9 protein-coding genes are annotated in these 17,165 nt (G+C 75.8%); 7 read left to right on the top strand and 2 right to left on the bottom strand.

Annotated features, from left to right (window positions below):
* Position 1: 1 nt before the first annotated feature.
* Positions 2-1,501, bottom strand: a complete 1,500-nt coding sequence (locus ACIPK4_RS30425; RefSeq protein WP_402318473.1) for a hypothetical protein — start codon at positions 1,499-1,501, stop codon at positions 2-4.
* 332 nt (positions 1,502-1,833) lie between these two features.
* Here ACIPK4_RS30425 and ACIPK4_RS30420 point away from each other — a divergent pair, with 332 nt between their 5' ends.
* Positions 1,834-1,980, top strand: a complete 147-nt coding sequence (locus tag ACIPK4_RS30420; protein WP_402318470.1) for a hypothetical protein — start codon at positions 1,834-1,836, stop codon at positions 1,978-1,980.
* A 640-nt stretch (positions 1,981-2,620) separates the two neighbouring features.
* Here ACIPK4_RS30420 and ACIPK4_RS30415 read toward each other — a convergent pair.
* The gene (locus ACIPK4_RS30415) at positions 2,621-2,824 is read right to left on the bottom strand and encodes an MbtH family NRPS accessory protein (protein ID WP_054223070.1); all 204 of its coding nucleotides are present in this window, start codon (positions 2,822-2,824) and stop codon (positions 2,621-2,623) included.
* Positions 2,825-3,047: 223 nt separating this feature from the next.
* Between ACIPK4_RS30415 and ACIPK4_RS30410 the strand changes: the two genes are divergently transcribed.
* From ACIPK4_RS30410 to ACIPK4_RS30385, 6 genes are all read left to right on the top strand, one after another.
* Positions 3,048-5,405, top strand: a complete 2,358-nt coding sequence (locus ACIPK4_RS30410) for a lantibiotic dehydratase (RefSeq protein WP_402318468.1) — start codon at positions 3,048-3,050, stop codon at positions 5,403-5,405.
* Positions 5,405-6,913: an amino acid adenylation domain-containing protein gene (locus ACIPK4_RS30405; protein WP_402318466.1), complete on the top strand. Its 1,509-nt coding sequence runs from the start codon at positions 5,405-5,407 to the stop codon at positions 6,911-6,913. The genes ACIPK4_RS30410 and ACIPK4_RS30405 overlap by 1 nt, the downstream gene beginning before the upstream one ends.
* Entirely contained in the window at positions 6,910-7,998 is a 1,089-nt protein-coding gene (locus ACIPK4_RS30400) for a threonine/serine dehydratase (RefSeq protein WP_402318463.1), read from the top strand. The genes ACIPK4_RS30405 and ACIPK4_RS30400 overlap by 4 nt, the downstream gene beginning before the upstream one ends.
* Positions 7,995-8,288, top strand: coding sequence for an acyl carrier protein (locus ACIPK4_RS30395; RefSeq protein WP_376192767.1), 294 nt, complete (start codon positions 7,995-7,997; stop codon positions 8,286-8,288). Before ACIPK4_RS30400 ends, ACIPK4_RS30395 begins: the two co-directional genes overlap by 4 nt.
* Positions 8,289-8,297: 9 nt before the next feature.
* Positions 8,298-10,589 (top strand): lantibiotic dehydratase, encoded by a 2,292-nt coding sequence (locus tag ACIPK4_RS30390; RefSeq protein ID WP_402318460.1) that lies wholly within the window; start codon positions 8,298-8,300, stop codon positions 10,587-10,589.
* Between the two features lie 203 nt (positions 10,590-10,792).
* Complete coding sequence (locus ACIPK4_RS30385; RefSeq protein WP_402318457.1) at positions 10,793-17,137, top strand: amino acid adenylation domain-containing protein; 6,345 nt, start codon at positions 10,793-10,795, stop codon at positions 17,135-17,137.
* Positions 17,138-17,165 lie beyond the last annotated feature (28 nt).

The raw sequence follows: 17,165 nt of genomic DNA, 5'->3' as shown, positions 1-17,165 counted from the left end.
GTCAGGGCGCGCCGCGGCCCTGCCCGGCCGGGCCGCCCTGCGCGCCCGGCCCGTTGTTGTGGTTGACGGTGCCGTTGTCCCCGATGACGCCGGCCTGCACGCTGCCCTGGAAGGTGTAGGTGTGCGTGTTGATGACCTGCTGCGCCTGGTCGTAGGAGCTGGTGTCGACGTTGTGGTCCTTCAGGAACCGTTCGGTCGCTATCAGCACACCCTGCTGGAGGCGCTGGAGGAAGTCCTGGGAGTCGGTGCGTTCGGTGTAGCCCAGCTGGTCCCAGTCCGCGACCCGTTCGCGGATGCTGTCCACGGCGCCGTAGTCGTAGAGCACGTGCCGCTTGTCGATCTCGCGCCGCGTCCTCTCCAGGGTGCGGGCGCGCCGGCGGCGGTCCGCGGACCGGCGGGAGAGGCGTGACGCGGCGCCGATCAGGGCGGGCCCGGCGGCGCCGGTCGCGTGGCGGACCAGGCTCCACCAGCGTTCGAAGCCGTCCACGGGAAGCTGGTTGACCCGGTCGAAGCGGGCCTGGAGCGGCGGGATGCCGTACGCCGACACCTCCCAGGTGAGGCTGGGGTGGTGGAGCCGGGCCCGCAGGTGCATCGAGACGATGGCCCGGCCGCCCTCGCCGGCCCGCACCAGGCTGAGGTAGGTCCGCATGCCGGCGCCGGACTGCATCAGGCCCGCCTGGACGAGCTGCTTGGGGATCTGGGCGCGCGGCCGCTGCAGCCGGTCCGGCAGCAGTTCGGCTCCCACGTACGGGACGTGGTTGCCTATCACGTAGAGCCGGTTGCGGACCTGGAGGCCCTTGAGGCCGGCGATGTTCTCCATCTCGCGGGCCACGTAGGTGTGCAGGTCGACCGCGTCGAAGGGCTTGATGGGCAGCTTGCCGCCGCCCGCCGGGTCCTCGGCGGGCCGGCTCACGTCGATGGGCTGCCAGACCATCTCCTTGAGCTTGGAGCCGCTGCCGACGAAGGGGTTGGTGCGTTCGGCGCTCGCCGTGTACGGGACCACGTTGGCGCGTTTCTGCTCCAGCAGGCGCTGTTCCACCTCGGGTTCGACGGCCGGTGCCAGGTCCGCGGGTCTGTCCGCGCCGTGCTCCACGGTGAGCGCCGCCGTGCGGGCCCGGCTCTCGGCCTGGTGGACCAGCCACCACGCGCTCGCGTACGCCAGGGCGACGAGTGCGGCGGCCGTGTACGCGAGGCCCCACCGGGTGGTGACCACCGCGTACAGCAGGACCGGTACCGCCGCCCACACGCCGACGGCGCAGATCCAGGCGAGCCGCCGGTCCCGTACGTCGGTCCGCCGGACGGCGGCGCGCGCGTGGCGCGCCAGTGCCCTCAGGTCGATGCCGAGGGAGAGGCCGGTGGCGCGCAGCCGGTCCTCGGTGAGTTCCACGTCGACGTCGCGGGCGAAGCCCTCGTCCAAGTGCGCGCCCGCGCACAGATGGCGCGTCACCGCGTCGGTGCGGTACTGCGCCAGCGCCGGTAACCGGCGTGCCGGTGGTGCCATGTGCCCCTCCCCCGTGCTCCTCGGCTCACCCTACGTAAACGGGCCCTGCATGTCCCGCCGTTACGCGTGATCAGCCGGTCCGGGGTGAGGGGCCCCGCACCGTCCGGTGGTGACGCGGGCCCGGGCCGCCCTGCCGGGCTGGGGCGGGCGGCCGCCGCCCGCGGGGCCGAGGTGGTGTGCCCGGGGCGGCGGCCGGGGCCCGTCGGAGAGCACCGGTTCCGGGACGCGGCCCGCGCCCTGCCGGACCTGGCCGGGGCCGACGTCGTCGTGCGCTGCGCGGCGGCGGTCGCCGCCCCGGCGCCCGGCTCCCCGCCGAGGCGTGGACGTGCGCGGTGAGCGCCGGCGGCAGGCAGCGGGTGCTGCGGGCCGCCGGGGCGCGGACCCTGGTCCAGGTGAGCAGGGGCAGCGTCCACGATCCGCGCCGCGACCGCGGGCTGGTCGGCGAGGGCGGTCCGCGCGGCGGGCGGTCGGACGCCTAGGCGGCGGGCGAGGCCCTCGCGCGGGGCGCGGGGGTGGCGGTGCTGCGGGCGCGGGCCGTCTACGGCGCGGCAACGGCACGCTGCCGCCACGGCTGCCGTCCGGGGTGCGGGCCGTGACCCTGCTGCTGCCGGGGCCGGAGGTACCGCTCAGCCTGACGGCGGTGGAGAGCCCGGCCGACGCCGCGTCGGCGGCGGGTGGCCGGGCCCCGGGTGCTTGCGACGTGGGCGATGCGGCGCCCCACGTGCGCGACGCGGGCGTACGCCGGGGGCTGCGTGCGCACGGCGCGCCGGCCCGCATCCGGCACTTGCCGGCTAGGCCCTGTCGTCAAACTCCCGTCGTCGCCCGGGGCAGACGGGGGTTTGACGACAGGGCCTAGGGGTGGCGCGTACGGCGGCCCGGGCCGCGGGGGCGCTCGCACGGGGCGAACCGGCCCTCGGCCGCTATCCGGTGGTGCCGGCCTGGACCCCGGGCCGCGGCGCAGGGCAGGACCGGGCGCCGCACCCTGGACGAACACCCGGCCACGCCCGCCCCCGGCCCACGGGCGCAGGGCCCCCGGCAGGGCAGCGGGGGAAAGACCGGTCGGCGGGGCTCGGTTCCCCCGCGGCTCAGCCGCGCCGACCGGCGTACGGGCCCCCGTTCTCAGGCGCTCGCCATGCGGCGGCGCAGGCTCAGCGGGCGCATGTCCGTCCACACCTCGGCGATGTGGTCCAGGCACTCCTGACGGGTGCCCGTCGTGCCCTCGGCGTGCCAGCCCGCCGGCAGTTCCCGGTCCGCACGCCAGATGGAGTACTGCTCCTCGTCGTTGCGCACGACCCGGTAGCCGTTCTCGTCGGTGTCACTCATCGCTTCGGTCCTCCCGCTCATTCGGTCAGCGGGTCACAGCGTGCCGCCCCGGCCCCGGCCCGCCATAGGGACAAACGCGCAGAAGCACCGGCGGTCGGTGCTGCCACTCCTTCCCTGGTGGCGCCGGCGTGCGCGGCGGCAGTGTTCGGGGCAGCCAGGGTGGCGTCCGAGAGGTACACCGCCGCCGGCCACGCCACCCCATCAGGCTGGAAGGAGCTCCGCCATGTCGGACACCCCGGAGACCGTGCACCTGCCCACCGGCGGGTGGCGGTTGTGGGAGCACTTCGCACTCCGCGGCCCGGGTTTCCCGGCCGCGGGGGTCCTGCGCATGGCCCCGCCCGGACTGGCCTTGGCCGCCGACAAGTTCGGGCCGGGCGACCAGCTCGCCGGACCGGACTGGGAGGCGTTCACCGGGGCCTTCGACACCGGCGCGGTCCGTACCGCCGGGCTGCTCCAGGAGATCGCGGCCTCACCGCGCTTCCGGGCCGCGGTGGCCTGGCAGAACCCGGCGGTGCTGCGGACCGGCATCGCGCCGTTCCTGAACTGGACGCCGACCGCGGCGGGCCGTACGAGCATGCCCCGCCAGCGCGAGGAGCTGGTGGCCCACTACTGGCAGCGGTTCTGCGTCAAGAACGACACCATCGGCTTCTTCGGACCCGTCGGCTGGGGCCGCTGGGACCTGGCCACCGACGGGGTGCGCGTCGACCCCGGCACCGGCGGTTTCCTCGCCGACTCACGGGTCTACTTCGCCAGCTGGGCCATCGACGCGCTGGCGAAGTCGCTGAACGCCGATCCGGCGCTGCGGGCGTGGATACCCCCGCGCCGGGTGTCCTTCGTCCGGGCCGAGGGCCTGTCCGTGCACCTGCCGGGCCGCCCCGCGCAGCCCATCGGCGAGGGTGCCCGCGCCGTACTGGACCTGTGCGACGGGACCCGTCCGGTGGCCGGGATCGCCGCGGAGCTGGGGATCCCGGTGGCGGAGGCGACCGAGACGGTGCAGTGGCTGCTGGGCAGGCGGTGGGTGCACTGGCGCCTCGACGTGCCGACGGGCACCTACCCGGAGCGGGAGCTGCGGGCCGTCCTGGAGCGGATCGGCGATCCGCGGCTGCGGGAGCCGGCCCTGGAGAAGCTGGCCGTCCTGGAGCGGGGCCGGGACGCCGTCCAGGCGGCCGGACTGGACGCCGAGGCGCTGACCGAGGCGATCGGCGCCCTGGAAGCCGACTTCGCGGCGCTGACCGCCACCGACGCGCAGCGGTCCAAGGGTGCGCGGACCGCGCCGTGCCGGGGCCTCGTGTACTCGGACGCCCGGCGGGCGGCGACGGCGACCCTGGGCACCGCCCTGCTGGACGAACTGACGCCGCTCGCGCAGTGCCTGACCGCGGCGCGCTGGATGACGAACCGCTTCGCCGAGCGGGTGGTGACCCGGCTGCGCGAGGTGTACGAGCGGCTGAGCGCGGCCGGTCCGGTGGACCTGGGCGCGATGTGGCTGGGCTGTCTGCCGTCCCCGTACCCGGAGGCGGCCCGGGACCTCGACGCCGTCCAGGCGGAGCTGCGGGCCAAATGGGCGCGGATCCTGGCGGTGCCCGAGGGGGCGCGCCGGGTGCGGGTGTCCTCGGCGGCCATCGCGGAGCGGGTGCGCGCGGAGTTCGAGGAGCCCGGCGCGGGCTGGTCGCTGGCCCGCTACTTCAGCCCGGACGTGCTGCTGCTCGCCGAGAACGCGGAGGCGGTGGCGCGCGGGGACTTCGAGATGGTGCTGGGCGAGATGCACAGCGCGCTCAACACGATGGGCGCCTCCCTCTTCGTCCACCAGCATCCCGACCGCGACGAGCTGATCGCGGAGACCACCCGCGACTTCCCCGGGCCGCGGCTGCTGCCGATGCTGCCCAAGGAGCTGCCGCTGAAGTGGTCGACGCGCAGCAGGCCTTCGCTGGACCGGCCGCAGGACTACTACGTCTCGCTGGTCGACGACACCGGCGATCCGCACCGCCCGCGCACCGTCCTGTGCGCCGACGTCGCGGTGGAGGACCGGGACGGCCGGCTGACGGCGGTGCTGCCCGACGGGGCCGCGTTCGACCTGCTCGACGTGTACGCGAACACCCTGACCCAGCGGGTCATGGACCGGTTCACGCTGCGGCCCGAGGGCGACCACACGCCGCGGATCAGCATCGACAAGATGGTGGTGGCGCGCGAGACGTGGTCGTTCCCGGCCTGCGAACTCGCCTTCGCCGACGAGAAGTCCGAGGCGAAACGGTACGTGCGGGCCCGTCACTGGCGGGAGGAACACGACCTGCCGCGCTTCGTGTTCGTGGTCTCCCCGGCCGAACCGCGCCCGTTCTACGTGGACTTCGACAGCCCGGTGTACCTGAGCATCCTCGCGAAGGCCGCGCGCAGGCTGGCCCGCAAGGACCCCGGGGCCAGGCTGAAGGTCAGCGAGATGCTGCCCACGCCGGAGCAGGCGTGGCTGACCGACGACCGGGGCGACACGTTCACCTCGGAACTGCGGTTCGTCGCCGTCGACCAGACGGCCGTCGAGCGCGACGTCACCGCCGCCGACGGGGCCCCGGGCACGGGCGGAGAAGCCTGATGCGGACCTTCGTCGACGACATCGCCGCGCACGCCGCCCGCACGCCCGGCCGGGTCGCGGTGACCACCCCGGCCGGCGAGGTGACGTACGGGGAGCTCATCACCCGGATCGAGGCACTGGCGGCGGTGCTGCGGGCCCGCGGCGCCCGGCCGGAGACGGTGTGCGCGGTGGCCGTGGAACGCGGCGTGGACGCCGTGGTCGGCCCGGCCGCGGTGGTGCGCTCGGGTGCGGCGTTCCTGGGCCTCGACCCGGAGCAGCCGCCGGCCCGGCTGGCGGCGCTGGTCCGCAGCGGCGGCGCCGACATGCTGCTGACGTCCTCGGCCCTCGCGGACGGGCTCCGGGACCTGCCGGTCGCGGGGACTCCGGTCCTGCTGGACCGTCCGGGGAGCGTGGCGCAGGAGAAGCCCGGGGGCGGCGGGCCGCTCGGGGGGCGGGCGCTGGCCTACGTCAGCCACACCTCGGGGAGCACCGGGGAGCCCAGTGCCGTGCTCGTCGAGCACGCGGGGCTGGACTCCTATCTGCGGTTCGTCGCCCGCGACTACGGCCTCGGGCCGGACACGGTGGCGCTGCAAGTGGCCCCTCTGGGCTACGACGCCTCCCTGCGGGACACGTTCGCCCCGCTGCTGGCGGGCGGCCGGCTGGTGGTGGTGCCGCGTTCGGCGCTGCTGCGGCCCGAGGAGTTCGGGGCCGCCGTGCGCACGCACGGGGTGACGGCCCTGCTGAGCGTGACGCCGTCGTTCCTGGCCTTCCTGGCCGGGCAGCCGGACGCGCCCGGACTGCTCGCCGGGGTACGGGTGGTGGTGTCCAGCGGCGAGTCCCTGCGGCCGTTCCTGACCGCCGGCGGGCGGGCCCTGGTACCGGGCTCGCTGGTCAACCAGTACGGGCCGACCGAGTGCACGATGACCTCGACCCGGTACGCCGTACCGGCCGAGCCGGACGTGGTGAGCGATCTCGTGGGCACGCCGATCGACGGAGTGGTGGTCCGCCTGCTGGACGCCGGGCTGTCGCCGGTGCCCGACGGGGCCGTCGGCGAGGTCTGCATCAGCGGGGTCGGCGTGGCCCGCGGCTACCGCGGGCTGCCCGCCCGTACCGCCGAGTGTTTCGTGCCCGACCCGCTCGGCCCGCCGGGCGCCCGGATGTACCGGACGGGCGATTTGGCGAGCCGCGGGCCGGAGGGGCTGGAGTACCTGGGGCGCCGCGACCGGCAGGTGAAGATCCGCGGCTACCGGGTGGACCCGGCCGAGGTCGAGGGCGCGCTGCTGGCCCATCCCGGGGTCACGGGGGCGGTGGTCACGTCCGACACCGACGCCCAGGGGCGGGTGTTCCTGGTCGCCCATGTCACCGGGGACCTGGCGGACGTGAAGGACGCCGCGCTGCGCACCCATCTGGGCACCACGCTGCCCCCGCACCTGATGCCGCGCCGGTTCGCCCGGCTGGCCGAACTGCCCACCACCCGCGGCGGGAAGGCCGACCGCCGCGCCCTGTCGCAGACCGGAGGCCGCGCATGACCGCCGCACCCGCCGCACCCGCGACCTCCCCGGCGCACCCCTCTGCCGGCTCCGTGCGCGTCCCGCCCGGCCCGGCGGATGTGGCGGCCGCCGCGGTGCGGATCGCCGGGCAGGTGCGGCGCACCCCGCTGCTGCCGGGGCTGCCCGCCCCCGAACGGCGCAGGGCCGGCTGGAGACTGCTGCTGAAGGCCGAACACCTCCAGTACGGGGGGTCGTTCAAACTGCGCGGGGCCGCCAACGCCGTCCTGGCGCTCGGGGCCCGGCGGATCGTCACCGGCTCCTCCGGGAACCACGGCATCGCGCTGGCCCGGCTGGCCGCCTCGCTGGGTGCGGAGCTGACCGTGGTGCTGGCCGGCGGGGCGCATCCCGCCAAGATCGCCCTCATCCGGGCGCTGGGCGGGCGGACCGTCGGCGTGCCGGGCGGCGTCGCCGAACGCGACGCCCGCGCGCTGGAGCTCGCCGAGGAGACGGGTGCGGTCCTCGTGCCCTCCTCCGACCACGAACTGGTGGTCGCCGGGCAGGGCACGGTCGGCCTGGAGATCCTCGCCGACGCACCGGACGCCGAGACCGTGTACGTGCCGACCGGCGGGGGCGGGCTGCTCGCGGGGGTGTGCCTCGCCGCGTACGGGCACCCGGTGCGGGTCGTGGGCGTCGAGCCCGCCGGCACCCCCCGCTACGCCCGGTCCCTGGCCGCGGGGCACCCCGTACGGCTGCCGCCCGGGGACACCGTCGCCGACGGGCTGCGCGGCCAGCAGCCGGGGGCCGTGACCTATCCGATCATCCGGGACCGGGTCGACGACCTGGTCACCGTGTCCGACGCGGAGATCCTCGCCGCGGCCGCGCTGCTGCGGCGGCGCGGGTTCGAGGCCGAGCCCTCCGGCGCGGTCGCGCTGGCCGGGGCGATCCGCGCGGGCCGCGGCACCGGCCGCTCCGTCGCCGTCGTCTCGGGCGGCAACACCACCGCGGCCCTGACGGCGGCAGCGGCGGCGGCCACGGCGCCCACCGCCACCGCCTCCGCCGCCCTCACCCACCGCACCACCCACCCCGCCCACCCCACCCGTTCGCTCTTCGAGGAGATCTCATGACCATGACCGTGAACGAGACCGTGAACGAGACCGCCGCCCCGACCGCGCAGCTGACCGCCGCCGCCCTGACCGAGCTGGTCGTCTCCGTCTACCGCGAGACGCTGGGGTCCGACGAGCTCGACGAGCAGAGCGACTTCTACGAATGGGGCGGCGACTCGCTGACCGCGTTCCGGATCACCGCACGGCTCGAAGAGGCCCTGGGGGCGGAGGTGCCCGTGGCCCTGGTCTTCGCCTACCCCTCGCCCGCGGACCTCGCAGACGTGGTCCACACCGACTTCCTCCAGGCATAGGGGCCGGCCGTGAGCGACACCTATGTGCCCGGCGGCCGCTGGCGGCTGTGGGACCAGTTCGCCCTGCGCGGGCCGGGTTTCCCGGCCCGGGGCGTGCTGCGGCTGGCCCCGGACGGGCTGGCCGCGGCCGCCGACAAGTTCGACCCCGACGAGGGCCCGGCGGGCCTGGCCGGTGAGCGGTGGGGGGAGTTCGCCGGCCTGTTCGCCGACGCCCAGGTGGAGACGGCGCACACGCTCCAGGAGATCGCCCGGATGCCCGCCTTCCGGGAGGCGGTGGCCTGGCAGAACCGCCCGGTCCTCGGCTCCGGGATCACCCCGTTCCTGAACTGGACGCCGACCGCGGCGGGCCGTACGAGCATGCCCCGCCAGCGCGAGGAGCTGGTGGCCCACTACTGGCAGCGGTTCTGCGTCAAGAACGACACCATCGGCTTCTTCGGACCCGTCGGCTGGGGCCGCTGGGACCTCGCCACCGACGGGGTGCGCGTCGACCCCGGCACCGGCCTGATCGCCGCGTCGCAGGTGTACTTCGCCAGCTGGGCCGTCGACGCCCTGGCCGCGCGGATCGACTCCGATCCGCGGGTACGGGAGTGGGTGGCGCCGCGGCGGGTCCCGTTCGTGCGCCGGTCCGGCATGGACCTGACGGTGCCGGGACGCCCGCGCCAGGCCCTCGCCGAGGAGGCGCGTGCCGTGCTCGCGCTGTGCGACGGCATACGGCCCGCCCGGGAGATCCGGGCAGCGCTGCCCGGCGTGGACGTGTCCGCCGTCCTGGCCGACCTGGTCGCCCGCCGGTGGGTGGTGTGGAGGCTGGAGGTACCCGCGGACGCCCGCCCGGAGCGGCATCTGCGGGCCTGGCTCGACCGGGTCGGGGACGCGGCGCTGCGTGAGCCCGCCCTGGCCGCGCTGGACACCCTGGAGCGGGGCCGGGACCGGGTGGCGCAGGCGGAGGGGCCGGAGGCCCTGGTGGCCGCGCTGACGGACCTGGAGGCCGAGTTCGTCGCCCTGACCGAGACCGCCGCCGTACGGGAGAAGGCGGCCGGCACGGCGCCCTGCCGGGCCCTGGTGTACTCCGACTGCCGCCGGTCGGCGACCGCCGCGCTCGGGCGGAGCGTGCACGAGGCCCTGGCCCCGCTGGACCCGCTGCTGACCAGCGCCGGATGGCTGACCTCCCGGCTCGCCGACGCGGTGATGGCCCGGGCTCGTGAGGTCCACCGCCGGCTGGCCGCGCAGGGGCCGGTCGACCTGGCCGCGTTCTGGTTCGCCTGCATGCCGATCCTGCACGGCGCCGCCCGCACGGAGTCCGCCGAGCTCCAGCAGGAGTTCCGCAGGCGCTGGGACGCGATCCTTTCGCCGCCTCCGGGCACGCGCCGGGTCAGGCTGCCGCTGGAGGCGGTCGCGGGGCCCGTCGCCGAGCAGTTCGGCGGACCGGGCGGCGGCTGGACCGCGGCCCGCTACCTCAGCCCCGACATCATGATCGCCGCCTCCGGGGAACGGGCGGTGGCGCGCGGCGACTTCGAGCTGGTCCTCGGTGAACTGCACGTCGCCGCCAACACCCTGGGCGCCTCGCTGTTCGTCAACCAGCATCCGGACGCCGCGGAGCTGGCCCGGCTCACCGACCGGGACCATCCCGGTCCCCGGCTGATGCCGCTGCTGCCCAAGGAGCACCGCTCCCGGCTGTCCGCGCGCATCCGGCACTCCCTGGTCCGCCCCGAGGACTACTACGTCGCCCTCGTCGACTTCACCGCCGATCCGGGCCGGCCCCGTACGGTGCTCAGCGCCGACGTGACGGTGACCGAAGGGGCGGACGGCGAACTGGCGGTGGTCCTGCCCGACGGGTCGCAGTTCCCCGCGGTGGACGTGTTCTCGCACGTGCTGACCACGCTGGCGATGGACCTGTTCCAGATCCTGCCCGACGGGGCCGAGCACTCCCCCCGGGTCACCGTGGACCGGCTGGTCGTGGCCCGTGAGACCTGGCGGCTGTCTCCGTCGGACATGGACTTCGCCGAGGAGAAGGACGAGGCCCGCCGGTTCGTCCGGGCCCGGCAGTGGCGGGAGCGGCGCGGGCTGCCGCGGTTCGTGTTCGTGGTGCTGGCGACCGAGACCCGCCCGTTCTACGTGGACTTCGACAGCCCGGTGTACGTGAACATCCTCGCCAAGGCGGTCCGCAGGATGGCCCGCAAGGAACCCGGGGGACGGGCCGTGTTCACCGAGATGCTGCCGAGCCCCGAACAGGCGTGGCTGACCGACGACCGGGGCGAGGTGTACACCTCCGAGCTGCGCTTCGTGGCGGTGGACGAGGGCTGACCGGCCGGGGGCGGACCCGCGCGGCGCGCACCGCAGGGGGCAGCGAAGCGCAGACGGCGGCGCGTACGGCACGAGGGGGCCGTGCGGGGCCGCCGTTTGCGCGTTCTACCCCCCGGCGGCTGCGTGCGCGGCTGCGTCTTCTTCCCTACTGACGGATCTCCGCAGCCAGCAGTGTTGAGGAAAACACCGCTTGGAGGCCCACAGTGAAGGTTGTCGCAGCGCACGGCGGACCGGCGAGGCACGGCAGCGAAGCCGGCGACGTCGTCCGTGACGGTGCCGGAGTGTCGTTCGCGCAGCGGAGGCTGTGGTTCCTCGACCAGCTCACCGGAGGCTCCGCCGAGTCCCTGCTCCCGCTGGCGCTGCGCATCCGGGGGGCGCTCGACGTCCCGGCCCTGGAACGGTCGCTGTCGGGCGTCGTGGACCGGCACGAGGTGCTGCGCACCCGGTTCACCGCCGTCGGCGGGGAGCCCGTACCGCGGGTGGACCCGCCGGGCCACATCCGGCTGGCCCGGGTGGAGGCGTCCAGCACCGAGGAGCTGTTCGACCGGGAGCTGGCGCGCCCCCTGGACCTGGCGAAGGAGCACCCGCTGCGGGCCGTGCTCGCCCGCCTCGGCCCCGAGGAGCACGTACTGCTCCTGGTGGTCCACCACATCGCGGTGGACGGCTGGTCCTGGGACGTGCTGCTGCGCGAACTGGACGCCGGCTACCGGGGCGAGGCGGTGGACGCCCCCGCCCTCCAGTACACCGACGTCGCCCGCGCCGAGGCCGGGCGGCTGAGCGGCCCGCGCATGGAGCGGCTCCTCGGGTACTGGCGGGAGCGCCTGGCCGGGGTGGCCCCGCTCGCGCTGCCCTCGGACCGGCCCCGGCCGGCGTTCTGGGACGGCTCCGGGGACGTGGTCCGCTTCGAGCTGCCGGCCGAACTGGTCGCCGAGGTCGACCGGGTGGCGCGGGATCAGCGCGCGACCCGCTACATGCTGCTGCTCTCCGTGTACCAGGCCCTGCTGGGGCGGTACTCCGGCCGCACCGACATCGCCGTGTGCACCACCCTGGCCGACCGGGGCCGCCCCGAGGTGGCCGGTCTGATCGGCCCGTTCGTGAACACGATCGTGCTGCGCACCGACCTGTCCGGCGATCCGAGCTTCGCCGCGCTGCTGGGCCGGGTCCGGGCGGCGGCCCTGCGGGACTTCTCGCACGCCGAGGCGCCGTTCGACCGGGTGGTCGGCGAGGTGGTCACCGAGCGCGACCTGTCCCGCCACCCGCTCGCGCAGGCCTCGTTCACGCTGCTCAACACCGTCCCCGCGGCGGCCCGCCTGGACGATCTGGACGTGGCGCTGGTGCGGACCCCGCTGACGGGCACTCCGCTCGACGTGTTCCTGGACCTGAGCCTGCGGGCCGACGGCGGCATCGCGGCGCGGCTGCAGTACTCCACGGCCCTGTTCGACCGGAGCACGATGGTCCGCTTCACCGAGGGCTACGTCGACCTCCTGCGGGCGGTGACGGCCTCGCCGCAGGCCCCCGTGGCCGAACTCGCCGGACGGCTGGAGCCGCTGCCCGGCAAGGAGCGCCGGCGGCTGGTGGAATCGGCCGGCTCGGGGCGCCCGGCGCCGGCCGCGACCCCGTTCAGGGTGGCCGGTGAGCCCGATGCGGTGGCCCTGGTGTGCGGGGAGGAGACACTGCGGTACGGGGAGCTGGACGCCCTCGCCGGCGGCCTGGCCACGGCCCTGCGGTCGGCGGGGGCCGGCCCGGGGACCCCGGTCGGGGTGTGCCTGAGGCGCGGCCTGCGGTCCGTGGCCGCGATGACCGCGATCTGGCGGGCCGGCGGGGTCTACGTCCCGCTGGATCCGGCGCTGCCCGGGGAGCGGCTGCGGTTCATGGCCGAGGAGGCCGGGCTGGCCTGCGTCCTCACCGATGCCGCGACCGCGGACCTGGCCGCCGCGCTGGGCCCGCGGGTGCTGCGGGTGGAGGACGCCGCGCCCGACGCGGACGCCCCGCACCACACCCCCGGTGCGCGGGACCTCGCGTACGTCATCTTCACCTCGGGCTCCACAGGGCGGCCGAAGGCCGTCGGGATCGAGCACGGTGCGATCGCCGCGCATGTGGCCGCCGCCCGCGAGGAGTTCGGGATCACCGCCCGGGACCGGGTGCTCGCCTTCTCGTCCTTCTCGTTCGACGCGTCCCTGGACCAGCTGCTGACCGCCCTGGGCTGCGGGGCGACCCTGGTGGTGCGGCCGGACGAGCCGTGGCTGCCCGCGCAGATCCCCTCGGTGGCCGAGCGGCACGGGATCACCGTGTTGAACCTGCCGCCGACGTACTGGGCCGAGCTGGCCTTCTCGCTCACCGACCGCACGGCGGCCGCGCTGGCGCCCCTGCGGCTGCTGATCCTCGGCGGGGAGTCGATCCCGCCGGCGGCGCTGGCCGCCTGGCTGGCCCGGGCCCCGCACGTGCGGGTGCTCAACGCGTACGGCCCGACCGAGACCACCGTCACCGCCACCACGCACGAGATCGGCGCGGCCGGGGAGGACGGCCGGGTGCCGATCGGTCGGCCGCTGGGCTCCCGCCGGGTGTACGTGGTCGACGGACACGACGAGCTCGTACCCGTCGGGGAGCCGGGTGAGCTGCTGATCGGCGGCCCGGAGCTGGCCCGCGGCTACCTCGGCCGGCCCGCCCTGACCGCGGCGAAGTTCGTACCCGACCCGTACTCCGGCGACGGCGGCCGCCTCTACCGCACGGGCGACGTGGTCCGCCGGCTGCCCTCGGGGGAACTGGAGTTCCTCGGCCGCACCGACGACCAGGTCAAGATCCGCGGCTTCCGCATCGAACTCGGCGAGGTGGAGGCCGTCCTGGCCGCGTACCCGGGCGTGGTGGCCGCCGCGGTGGCCGTGGGCGCGGACGCCCAGGGCGGCAGGAGCCTGACCGGCTACGTGGTGGCCGGCCCCGGCGGTCCGGTGGGGCCGGCCGCGCTGCGCGCCCACTGCGCCGGCCGGCTGCCGCACTACGCGGTGCCCGCGGACTTCGTGGCGCTGGACGCGCTGCCCGTGAACGCCTCGGGCAAGCTGGACCGGGCCGCCCTGCCCGCCGCACGGCCGGACGGGGAGCGGGCGGAGCGGGACCGGGCGGCGGGCGGTGCGGAGTTCGTCGCGCCGCGCGACGCCACCGAGCGGGTGGTCGCCGAGATCTGGGCGGAGGTCCTCGGCGTCGACCGGGTCGGCATCGACGACGGGTTCTTCGACCTGGGCGGTCACTCCCTGCTCGCCACCATGGCCGTGTCCCGGATCGCGGAGCGGCTCAGCCGCGAGGTGGAGCTGCGGACCCTGTTCGAGAACCCCCGCATCCGCACGTTCGGGCCGCTGGTGGCTGCGGCCCGGCAGGCGGGCGCCGCGAGCGTCGTCCCGGTGGACCGCTCCGGGCCGCTGCCGCTGTCCTTCGCGCAGGAGCGGATGTGGTTCCTGGACCGGATGTCCGACGTCGGCGACGAGTACGTGCTGTGGTTCTCGTGGCGGATGCGCGGCGGGCTCGACCGCGACGCCTGGCAGGGCGCCCTCAACGAGGTGGTGGCCCGGCACGAGGCGCTGCGGACCGCGCTGGTCGAGGTGGACGGCCGGCCGGCGCAGCGGGTGGTCGACGGGGTGCGCGTCCCGCTGGTGTGGCAGCCGGCCCCGCCGGGGGACGACGAGGCCGTGCGGCTGGAGCGGTTGAGGGAGGTGGCCGTCCCGTACGCCACCCGGCGTTTCGACCTGGCCGGGCCGCCGCTGCTGCGGGCCGGGGTGTGGGAGCTGGACCCCGCGGACCACGTAGCGGTGATCGCCTTCCACCACGCGGCGACCGACGGCTGGTCCAAGGACGTGATCATCGGTGAGCTGGCGCAGTCGTACGCCGCCCGGGTGGCCGGGCGTCCGGCCGGACTGCCGCCCGTGCCCGTCCAGTACGGGGACTTCGCGGTCTGGCAGCGCGACCGGATGGCCGGCGAGGTGCTGGAGCGGCAGCTGGCGTACTGGGAGCGGGCCCTGGCCGGCGTGCCGGTGCTGGAGCTGCCGACGGACCGGCCGCGTCCGGCGGGCTGGTCGGGCCGGGGCGGCGCGGTCGAGATCGACCTGCCGAAGGAGCTGGAGGCCGCGCTCGGCGAGCTGGCCCGCAGGCAGGGGGTGACCCGGTTCACGGTGTTGCTGGCCGTGGTGCAGATCGTGCTGGGCCGCTGGTCCGGGCAGCAGGACGTGGCGGTGGGCACCCCGGTCGCGGGCCGCGGCCAGCTGGAGCTGGAGCGGCTGGTGGGGCTGCTGGTGAACACGGTGGTGCTGCGCGGGGACCTGTCGGGCGAGCCCTCGTTCACGGAGTTCCTGGGCCGGGTCCGGGAATCGGTGCTCGGGGCCTTCGACCACCAGGAGGTGCCGTTCGAGCGGCTGGTGGAGCAGCTGCGGCCGGAGCGGGACCCGTCCCGCAACCCCCTGTTCCAGGTGATGTTCGACGTCCAGGAGAGCGCCGCCGGCGGGCCGCGGGTGGAGGGCCTGGACGTGGAGCACTTCGTCCTGCCCTGGGGTTCGGCGAAGTTCGACCTGACCGCGACCTTCCTGCTCTATCCCGACCGGTTCGCGCTGAACGTGGAGTACGCGAGCGACCTGTTCGACGCCGCCACGGTCACCCGGTTCGCCGGGCACGTGGGCCGGGTGCTGGAGGCGGTGGTCGCCGATCCGGAGCGGGCCGTCGGGCGGCTGGAGCTCCTGTCGCCCGCGGAGTGCGCCGAGCTGGCCGGGGCCGCGGGCTCCGCGGCGGCCGCCCCGGCGTCGGCCCCGTTCACCGTGTCGGGCGCCCCGGACGCGCCGGCGCTGCTCTGCGGGGACGAGCGCCTGACGTACGGGGAACTGGACGGCCTGACCGGCGGGCTGGCCCGCGCCCTGGCCGCCGCCGGCGTACGGCCGGGTGCGGCGGTCGGCGTGTGCCTGGAGCGCGGCATCCGCTCCGTCGCCGCCATGGCCGCGATCTGGCGGGCCGGCGGGGTCTACGTACCGCTCGATCCGCGGCTGCCGGAGGACCGGCTGCGGTTCATGTGCGCCGAGGCGGGCGTGCACAGCGTGTTCAGCGACGCCTCGACCCGGGCCCTGGCCGCCGCGCTCGGCCCGCGGACCGTCCCCGTGGACACCATCGCGCCCGACCCGGACGCACCCCGCCACACCCCCGATCCCGGCGACCTCGCCTACGTCATCTTCACCTCGGGCTCCACGGGCCGCCCCAAGGCCGTCGGCGTCGAACACCACGCGCTCGGCGCGCACACCGCCGCGGCCCGCGAACTGTTCGGCATCACCGCGGACGACCGGGTCCTCGCCTTCGCCTCCTTCTCCTTCGACGCCTCGCTGGAGCAGGTGCTGCCCGCCCTCGGCGCGGGGGCCTCGGTGGTGGTCCGCCCGGACGAGGTGTGGTCGGTGGAGGAGCTCGCGGAGGCCGTCCGCACCCAGGGCGTCACGGTCATGGAGGCCACCCCCGCCTACTGGGAGGAGATCGTCGCCCGGCTCGACGCGGTCGCCGGGGACCTCAAGAGCCTGCGGCTGCTGGTCACCGGCGGCGAGGCGCTGCCCTCGGCACCGCTGGAGCGCTGGTTCGCCCACCTTCCCGAGGTGCCCGTCGTCAACACGTACGGCCCGACCGAGGCGGTCATCTCGGCCACCGCCCTGCCGCTCACCGCTCCGGTCGGGGGCCGGGTCCCGATCGGCGGGCCGCTGGGCTCACGGCGGGCGTACGTCGTGGACGCGCTCGACCAGCTGGTACCCGTCGGGCTGCCGGGTGAGCTGCTGATCGGCGGCCCGGAGCTGGCCCGCGGCTACCTCGGCCGGCCCGCCCTGACCGCGGCGAAGTTCGTACCCGACCCGTACTCCGGCGACGGCGGCCGCCTCTACCGCACCGGCGACCTGGTCCGCCGACTGCCCTCGGGGGAACTGGAGTTCCTCGGCCGCACCGACGACCAGGTCAAGATCCGCGGCTTCCGCATCGAACTCGGCGAGGTGGAGGCCGTCCTGGAACAGCACCCGGCCGTCCACGGCGCGGCCGTCCTGGTCCGGGAACTGCGCGGCGAACGCGCCCTCGTCGGCTACGCGGCCGGCCGGGGAGCCGACGCCGAGGCCCTGGCCGCCTGGTGCCGGACGCAGCTGCCCGGCTACATGGTGCCCGCCGCGTTCGTCCTGCTCGACGCCCTGCCCCGGACCGTGCAGGGCAAGGTCGACACCGCCGCCCTGCCCGGTCCCGCCCTGCCCGAACCGGTGGCGTCCGTGGCACCGCGCACCCCCACCGAGGTCGTGACGGCCCAGATCTGGGCCGAGGTCCTGGGCCTTCCCGAGGTGGGGATCCGCGAGGACTTCTTCGCCCTCGGCGGCCACTCCCTGCGCGCCGTGGCGGCCGCGTCCCGGCTGCGCACCGCGTTCGACTGCCCGATCCAGGTACGCGACCTGTTCGACCACCCGACGGTCGAACAGCTCGCCGTCGAAGTGGAACGGCAGCTCGTCGACCAGATCTCCGCGATGAGCGACGACGAGATCGACCTGTCCCTGACCTCCGAGTTCTGACCGCCGCCGCGCTCCGAACCTCGATCCC

It is taken from the genome of Streptomyces sp. NPDC086989 (assembly GCF_044745505.1).
Taxonomy (GTDB): domain Bacteria; phylum Actinomycetota; class Actinomycetes; order Streptomycetales; family Streptomycetaceae; genus Streptomyces.
Note: the sequence above shows the minus strand (reverse complement) of the source record. Positions and strands in the feature narration are given on the sequence as shown.

Coding starts and splice junctions, on each gene's coding strand:
- ACIPK4_RS30425 (WP_402318473.1), bottom strand. CDS start 1,501: ATGGCACCACCGGCACGCCGGTTACCGGCGCTGGCGCAGTACCGCACC.
- ACIPK4_RS30415 (WP_054223070.1), bottom strand. CDS start 2,824: ATGAGTGACACCGACGAGAACGGCTACCGGGTCGTGCGCAACGACGAG.
- ACIPK4_RS30410 (WP_402318468.1), top strand. CDS start 3,048: ATGTCGGACACCCCGGAGACCGTGCACCTGCCCACCGGCGGGTGGCGG.
- ACIPK4_RS30405 (WP_402318466.1), top strand. CDS start 5,405: ATGCGGACCTTCGTCGACGACATCGCCGCGCACGCCGCCCGCACGCCC.
- ACIPK4_RS30400 (WP_402318463.1), top strand. CDS start 6,910: ATGACCGCCGCACCCGCCGCACCCGCGACCTCCCCGGCGCACCCCTCT.
- ACIPK4_RS30395 (WP_376192767.1), top strand. CDS start 7,995: ATGACCATGACCGTGAACGAGACCGTGAACGAGACCGCCGCCCCGACC.